Source organism: Hyphomicrobium sp. (assembly GCF_020852195.1).
Lineage (GTDB): Bacteria > Pseudomonadota > Alphaproteobacteria > Rhizobiales > Hyphomicrobiaceae > Hyphomicrobium_C.
The window spans coordinates 1-7,388 of sequence record NZ_JADZBI010000096.1; the positions used below are offsets into that span (position 1 = coordinate 1).

Sequence of the window (7,388 nt, forward strand, 5' to 3'; positions counted from 1 at the left end):
AGCGCCGGCAGCAGGCGGTGATGGATCTCCTCCGCGCACGCGATGTGCATGGCCGTCGGATAGGTGTCGTTCGACGACTGGGCCATGTTGACGTGGTCGTTGGGATGCACGGGCTTCTTCGAGCCCTTCTCGCCGCCCAGGATCTCGATGGCGCGGTTCGAGATCACCTCGTTGGCGTTCATGTTGGACTGCGTACCGGAGCCGGTCTGCCAGACGACGAGCGGGAAATGGTCGTCGAGCTTGCCCTCGATCACCTCCTGGGCGGCCTTGACGACGGCCTCGCCGAGCCTGGCGTCGAGCTTGCCTAGCGCCACGTTGGTCTCCGCCGCGGCGCGCTTGACGATGCCGAGCGCGCGGATGACAGGCGCGGGCTGCCGCTCCCAGCCAATCTTGAAGTTGCCGAGGCTCCGCTGCGCCTGGGCGCCCCAGTAGCGATCGGCCGGGACCTCGATCTCGCCAAAGGTGTCGGTCTCGATGCGGACGGCGGGCTTCTTCTCGGTCATGGCGGAGATCCGTGCTTGCGCTTTTCAAGGTTGGGCCGTCGCCATAGCACGGGACGGGGGCCTCACCAAATGGCACGATCGCGCGCCCCTGCCGCCGACACCACGCAGACGGCCCGCGAAAGAAAGCGCGTACCCGGACAAATTGGGTGGTCATTTTGTCCGAAAGTTTACGGGGCCGTGGGTATTGTCGCTCGCCCGAGATCCTCTCAGCTTGCGTGCGCATCCAGATCTTCATGCCAGCCTTTGTTAATCCTTTCGTTTCCGGACGACACCGGCGGCTGACCCAGCTCGCGATCTGGCTCATCGTCACGCTTGCCCTGCTCACGGCCGGACACTGGTTCTGGAACGACCAGCTCAGGGAGTCGCTCAGGAGCGAGGCCAGGGCGAAGCTTGCACATTTCGATACGTTGCAGATCAACGTCACCACCGCGATCGCCGAGCTGCAGCGCACGGCGACGGCTGCGCCCTGCTCAGACCAGTTCATCCGCGAGTTGCGCCGTGTCGCGTTCAAACCCGACGGGCTCAACGAGTTCCTATACGCGCCGGGCGGTGTCGTCACCTGCTCGACCAGCATCGCGGCCGCACAGCCGCCGATCCCTCTGGGCGCGCCGGACATCGCGGCGGACAGGAACGGCGGGATCGCCTACTGGATCAACAAACGCCTCGATGCGATCGGGCTCGCCGGCGTGACGGCGAGCGTCGCGTTCCAGGAACCGTTCGCGGTGGTCGTTCCCTCGCATAGCGGCTCGGCCGACAGGTTGTCGTGGGTGAGGGCCGAGTTCGTGATCGCACCGCCGGAGAGTAGCGTCTGGCCGCTCTCCGGCGACGCCGGCGTCTTCGTGGCCGCCACCAGCGGCGACGCCAACGCCGCACCGCTCTCGATGCTGCACGCGGTCGCGTGCGGCGACAGCCATGCCTACTGCGTGGCCGTCGAGGCCGACGTCGCCGAGATCGCACGCAAGTGGCGGACGGAGCTGCTCCTGGCGATCGGCCTGATCGGGTTCTACGCGATCTGGCCCGCCTCGTTCATATATCGCGCGCTCGAGCGATGCTGGTCGCTGGAGCAGCGCTTCCGGCGCAACCTTACGCGCGAGTCGGTCATCTGTGCCTATCAGCCGATCCTCGACCTCCGAACCGGAGAGATCTCGGGCTGCGAGGTGCTGGCCAGGTGGCGCGACGTCGACGGCTCCGAGGTGCCGCCCGACAAGTTCGTCGAGATCGTCGCCAGCTCGGGGCAGACGCTCGCTTTCACCAGGATGGTGGCGGAGCGGGCATTCGGCGAGCTCTCCCAGTGCCTGCCGCAAAACACTAGGCTGCAGATCAATTTCAACATCTTTCCGCGCGATCTCGACAGCGAGAAGCTCAGCGAGGTGTTCCGCGTCTTCGAGGACGTGCGCGACCGGTTCCCGCTCGCACTCGAGATCGTCGAGAGCGACGCGCTCGCGGTCGAGAGCGCCGAGAGCGAGATCGAAGCGCTGGCGCGGCTCGGCATCCGCACCTACATCGACGATTTCGGCAGCGGGTACTCGAGCATTCACCGCGTGGCCTCCCTCGCGATTCACGGCGTCAAGCTCGACCGCTCGTTCGCGATGGCGCCGAGCGAGAGCCTGATGGCCCGCATGCTCGTCCATGCGCTGGAGATGATCGGCTCATCGGGACGCGAGATCGTGGTCGAAGGGGTGGAAACTCGGGATCGGCTGGATCTGCTTATCAAGACACAGCGCGTTGCCTATGCGCAGGGCTACCTGATCTCGCGGCCGCTCTCGATCGAGCGCCTGGTGGCGTTCCTCGCCAGCCACGACGCGGCTTCGATGCTCACGAGCGAGGCGCGGGCTGCGGCGTAGACGGGAGCGCCGGGGGTCGGTCTAACATGGTCAAGGGCCGCGCGCGAGGCGGCGGCCCTTTTCCATTCCCGCAGACCAGCGACTACGTGCGGTAGGCGCGGGCAACGAGCGCGGCGTGGCGCCGCTCGGCGTTGCGGAGCTGGATGCGCTCGAACGGGGTGACCCGACCGTCGCGCATGACGCGCCGCTTCAGAGACGCGAGGTTGGCTGCGCTACGGGCGATCTGGGCGCGCTCGAAGGCGCTGATGCCGGACTTCTTATAGACCTTGCCGTAGCCGGGCTTGCCGTAGCCGTGGTTGTTGTAGTGCTTCGAGGGCGCCGCGACCGAAACACCGGCGGTCATCACGAGGGCAGCGGCGGTCAGGAGGGCGGTCTTGATCTTCGTGTTCATGGTGTCGTCTCCACTCTGTTTCAGGGCCCGGCGCCGCGATTGCGAGCGTCTTTCTCGGGCTTACACAGAGAAGAACGTGCGACGAAGATCGCTTCCGTTGCGAAAAACATAAAAAATTTCAGTCACTTAAGGTTCATCTACCTGAACGGATATTCATCCGGTGCACGGGCCTTTTGCCCTGCCATTCCAGTCGCACTTGGAACCTTCGGCTTCGGGCCTACTTCCTTGATCAGGGATCACCACGAAGGTCCCGTTCAGGAGACTTGATCATGAGCACCAGCACAATCCGCGCACACGGAGCGATTGGAGCGATCGCTCTCGCGACGATCATGCTCGGCACCTCTCTCGCCGCGGGCGTGGCAGACGCCGCTCCGCTTCCGGCCGGGAACGGCGCGGCCGTCGTCGACGCCACGCAAGATAACGGGCAGCCGGTCCGGCATCGCAGGTGGGGCGGCGTCGGCATCTACATCGGGCCGAGTTACGGCTACTACCCGAGCTATGGCTACTACGATGACGACTACGACTATTATCCGCGGCGCAGCTACTACTATGACGACGACTATCGCCCCTATCGGAAGCACAGCCGCCGCTGGGCGAAGGAGCGCTTCGAGCATCCGCTCGGGCGGCGCTGAGGCTCTAGCTTTTTGATGAGACCGATGATTCACGCTTCGGACTGACAGGGTCCGATCATGGGCTACTTCTTGCGGAACTTGTCGAGGCTGACGATCTCGGCGCCACCGGGTCTTGCGGGCGCCTCGGCGTCGTTCGAGCTTGCGGCCTCCTCGTCGGCCGGCGCCGAGCGCCTGGAGCCGGCATTGGCGGCGAGCGGCGTGGCGGACGCCTGGGCCTCGTCCGTCGCGGCCTGGTCCTCCGGCGCAGGGGGCGCGGCGCCGTTCGTGGGCGCGGCCTTGCCGTCGATCGACGATGTCTTACGCGCCGTGCGGGGCGACTTGCGGGTGTGGCTCGCGCGCGTCGCGCCGCCGCGGGAGGACAGGCTTTCAAAGGAACTGCCGGCCTGCTGCGCGCGGGCCTCAGGCCCTGCGTTCGGATCCTCGAACTGAAGCCCGAAGCGGACGGAGGGATCGAAGAAGACCTTGATGGCGTCGAACGGCACCACGAGCCGCTCCGGGATGCCGTCGAAGGTGAGCTTGACCTCGAAGCGGTCCTCGCTGACGGCGAGGTCCCAGAAACGATGCTGCAGCACGATGGTCATCTCGTGCGGATACTTCTCCTTGAGACGCCGCGACAGCATCACACCGGGGGCCTCAGTGTCGAACGAGATGTAGAAATGATGATCGCCGGCCAAGCCCGACTTCGCCGTCCGGGCGAGGACCTTGCGAACGACTCCGCGCATCGCCTCCTGCGCTAGTCCCTCATAGTCGATCGTCGACTCAACCATGCCGTGCCGCTTCGTCCCCGATCGCGCCTCAATCCCCGGCGACGCAAATAAAGTGGGAGGCTTCTGTTGCCCGGTGCCTCCCAGACCGCGCCTTGCTCGGCTAGGAGCGAGGACTTTAGTAGTTAGGCATTTCGCGCCGCATTACGCAGCGAGAGCAGCCTCAGCATAGTTGTCATTGGCAACTATTCTGAATGACCCGATGACGGCGGTATCATGCCGGGCAAAAGCTAAACCCTTTACACCCTCGTCGATCCTAGTTCGCCCCCATCAGATGCCCGCGCTCCTCGTGGGCGGGCATATGGTGGAGGCGCCGGGTACTGCCCCCGGGTCCGAACGGCTTATTACGGTCGCGTTTATCGCCATAGCCGGACGAATCCGGCAGGTTAAATATATGCTGGGAGGATTTGAATTAAAAGTGCCTGGGCTCAGAGCCCGTCTGCGGGCAAAGTGACCCATCGACGGCATCGATCGCCGCTCCTCCGTCTGCCAATCTCCCCGCCATCCAGAGGAACCCTACCTCATGTCCGTCACGCACGAGGACACCTCCCGCGCGGCCTCTCGTCCCGAGACACCCTGGACGCCGGGGGCGGCCGTCGGGATCACGCTCGCAGCCGCCCTTGCGCCCATGCTGATCGGCCTTCTGGCCGTTCTCGCGGAAAACGCAGGCCTCATCAACGTGCCGACGCAACCGGACGGAGGCATTCCGTCGCTCGCCTCGCCGTCGATATTGGCTCAAATGATCGTCGGCCAACTCCTCTCGCTCGCCATCGTCTGGGTGGCGGCGGGCTGGAAAGGGGCGCGCCCGCAGGTGCTTCGGCTTGCCCCTCCGCAAACCGGATGGGCGCAGGCCGTGGGCTACGGCGTCCTGCTCATCGTCCTCATCGGGCCGATCGAGATCCTGCTCTACCGGCTCGCTGACATCGCGCTGTTCACGGACGGGCGATGGATCCTCGAGGGGCTGAGGTCACCCTACTGGTGGGCGGTCATCCTGGCCGCGGTGGTGCTGGCGCCGCTGTGGGAGGAGGTCTCCTTCCGCGGCTTCCTGCTTTCGGCGCTGGCCAAGAGCCGGCTGGGCTTCTGGCCGGCAGCCGTGCTCTCGTCCGGCTTGTGGACGCTGCTGCACGTGGGATACTCGTGGCCGGGGCTCGCGAGCGTGTTCCTGGCCGGCATGGGCATGAGCTGGATCATGCTGCGCACGGGCTCCATGCGCGCGGTGGTGGTGGCGCACGGCGTCATCAACGCCTTCTCTCTCACGGTGATCTCGCTGTTCGGGCCTGTCAGTTAGATCATCGATTTCCGCTTCGGGCTGACAGGGTGCGAAGCGATCGTGTCTTGACGTGAAACCCGGTTGGAATCGGCTTACATCAGAGCCATGCAGCAATACCTCGATCTCCTCCGCCGCGTCCGCACCGAAGGTGTCGCCAAGTCCGACCGCACCGGGACGGGCACGCTGTCGATCTTCGGCCATCAGATGCGGTTCGATCTTGCGGACGGCTTCCCGCTGCTCACGACCAAGAAGCTGCACGTGCGCTCGATCATCCACGAGCTGATCTGGTTCCTCGCCGGCGATACCAACGTCGGCTACCTCAACGCCAACGGCGTGCGCATCTGGGACGAGTGGGCGCGACCCGACGGCGGCCTCGGCCCGGTCTACGGAAAGCAGTGGCGGAGCTGGTCGGCGCCGGACGGGCGCGTCATCGACCAGATCAGCGAGGCCATGGAGACACTCAAGACCGACCCGGACAGCCGGCGCATCATCGTCTCGGCGTGGAACCCGGCCGACATTCCCGACATGGCGCTGGCGCCCTGCCACTGCCTGTTCCAGTTCTACGTCGCGGAAGGGCGGCTCTCCTGCCAGCTCTACCAGCGCTCGGCGGACGTGTTCCTCGGCGTGCCGTTCAACATCGCGAGCTACGCACTGCTGACAATGATGATGGCACAGGTGACCGGGCTCGAGCCGGGCGAGTTCGTGCACACGTTCGGGGACGCGCACCTCTACACCAATCACCTGGAGCAGGCCGACCTGCAGCTCTCGCGCACGCCACGGACGCTGCCGCGGATTGCGATCAACGCGGACGTCCGCTCCATCTTCGCCTTCCGCTACGAGGACTTCGCGCTGGAAGGCTACGATCCGCATCCGCACATCGCAGCGCCGGTGGCGGTTTAGATGATGCGGTACGCATTTCATATCGCTCGCTTCCCCTCCCCCTTGTGGGGGAGGAGAAGCGGGAGCATGTAGCCGGCCATGCGTGTCTCCCTCATCGTCGCAGTCGCCGAGAACGGTGTCATCGGAGCCGGCGGCGCGCTGCCGTGGAAGCTCTCGGCCGACCTCAAGACGTTCCGCAGGCTCACCATGGGCAAGCCCCTCATCATGGGGCGCAAGACGTTCCAGTCGCTCAAGGGGCCGCTCGACGGGCGCGACAACATCGTCCTCACGACCGACCCGTTCTTCGAGGCGGACGGGGTCAGCGTCGTGCATTCGTTCGCCGACGCACTGACGCTCGCGCGTACGCTGGCCCTCACGCGCGGCGCGGACGAGATCATGGTGATCGGCGGAGCGGAGGTGTTCCGGGCCGCCCTCCCGCACGCGGGGCGGATCTATTGGACGGCCATAGACGCCGCGCCCGAAGGCGACGTCTCGTTCCCCGATCTCGACCTTTCGGAGTGGACGGAGGTCGAGCGGGAGGCCCTGCCACGCTCCGAAAAGGATGACGTGGCGGCCACCTGAAGGGTGCTCGATCGTAAGAGCTGAGAGTTGCAGGGCGAATTGGCCCGCCGATCGTCTTGACTCGTCCGATGCGAAAACCAATCTCCATTGGCGGGTTTGCGTCGTCCGGGGTCCTCCCCTATAAGCAAAGCGCAATTGCCTTCCGGGACTTACGCGAACCAGGGCGCCTAGCTCTCCCTCCCCGCGTTCCCGGCATCATCCACAAATCAAAGGGCCCACATCATATGCCTTGGAGCAATCAGAGCGGCGGTGGAAACGGCGGCGGCTGGAAAGGCGGCGGAGGCGGTGGCCCGTGGGGCCAGGGCCCGGGCAACCAGCCGCCCGATCTCGAAGAGATGCTGAAGCGCAGCCAGGACCGCATGAAGCAGGTCATGCATGGCGGCGGCGTGCCCGGCCCGCTGGCGTTCCTTGCGGCCGTCGTCGCGGCGGCCGTCGTCGCGTGGTACGCGTTCTTCTTCCGCGTCGATCCGGACGAGCTCGGCGTCGTCATGCGCTTCGGCGAGTTCGTGCGCCAGGAGCCGCC

The 7,388-nt window shown here is 65.6% G+C and carries 9 protein-coding genes and 1 other RNA gene; 6 read left to right on the plus strand and 4 right to left on the minus strand.

Annotated elements, in window-relative coordinates; all coding sequences use genetic code 11:
- Window positions 1-503: lyase family protein (locus tag IT540_RS07825; protein ID WP_291175412.1), on the minus strand; the 503-nt coding region annotated here is incomplete at its 3' end.
- Between the two features lie 233 nt (window positions 504-736).
- Between IT540_RS07825 and IT540_RS07830 the strand changes: the two genes are divergently transcribed.
- Window positions 737-2,347, plus strand: coding sequence for an EAL domain-containing protein (locus IT540_RS07830; protein WP_291175415.1), 1,611 nt, complete (start codon window positions 737-739; stop codon window positions 2,345-2,347).
- 82 nt (window positions 2,348-2,429) lie between these two features.
- Here IT540_RS07830 and IT540_RS07835 read toward each other — a convergent pair whose 3' ends face one another.
- Window positions 2,430-2,738, minus strand: a complete 309-nt coding sequence (locus IT540_RS07835) for a hypothetical protein (RefSeq protein ID WP_291175417.1) — start codon at window positions 2,736-2,738, stop codon at window positions 2,430-2,432.
- Between the two features lie 269 nt (window positions 2,739-3,007).
- Here IT540_RS07835 and IT540_RS07840 point away from each other — a divergent pair, with 269 nt between their 5' ends.
- Entirely contained in the window at window positions 3,008-3,370 is a 363-nt protein-coding gene (locus IT540_RS07840) for a hypothetical protein (RefSeq protein WP_291175419.1), read from the plus strand.
- A 62-nt stretch (window positions 3,371-3,432) separates the two neighbouring features.
- Here IT540_RS07840 and IT540_RS07845 read toward each other — a convergent pair whose 3' ends face one another.
- Both IT540_RS07845 and ssrA read right to left on the minus strand, forming a co-directional pair.
- A complete protein-coding gene (locus IT540_RS07845; protein ID WP_291175422.1) occupies window positions 3,433-4,137 on the minus strand; it encodes a ClpXP protease specificity-enhancing factor SspB in 705 nt (234 codons plus the stop codon).
- A gap of 51 nt (window positions 4,138-4,188) precedes the next feature.
- Window positions 4,189-4,556: a transfer-messenger RNA gene (ssrA, locus tag IT540_RS07850) on the minus strand.
- 101 nt (window positions 4,557-4,657) lie between these two features.
- Here ssrA and IT540_RS07855 point away from each other — a divergent pair.
- The 4 genes from IT540_RS07855 to IT540_RS07870 all read left to right on the plus strand — a co-directional run.
- Window positions 4,658-5,422: a type II CAAX endopeptidase family protein gene (locus tag IT540_RS07855; protein WP_291175424.1), complete on the plus strand. Its 765-nt coding sequence runs from the start codon at window positions 4,658-4,660 to the stop codon at window positions 5,420-5,422.
- A gap of 87 nt (window positions 5,423-5,509) precedes the next feature.
- Window positions 5,510-6,304 carry a thymidylate synthase gene (locus IT540_RS07860; protein ID WP_291175427.1) on the plus strand — a complete coding sequence of 265 codons (795 nt, stop codon included), beginning with the start codon at window positions 5,510-5,512 and terminating at the stop codon, window positions 6,302-6,304.
- 78 nt (window positions 6,305-6,382) lie between these two features.
- Window positions 6,383-6,865, plus strand: coding sequence for a dihydrofolate reductase (locus IT540_RS07865; RefSeq protein WP_291175429.1), 483 nt, complete (start codon window positions 6,383-6,385; stop codon window positions 6,863-6,865).
- A 224-nt stretch (window positions 6,866-7,089) separates the two neighbouring features.
- Window positions 7,090-7,388 (plus strand): protease modulator HflK N-terminal domain-containing protein (locus IT540_RS07870; RefSeq protein WP_291175431.1); only part of this gene is annotated, 299 nt, incomplete at its 3' end.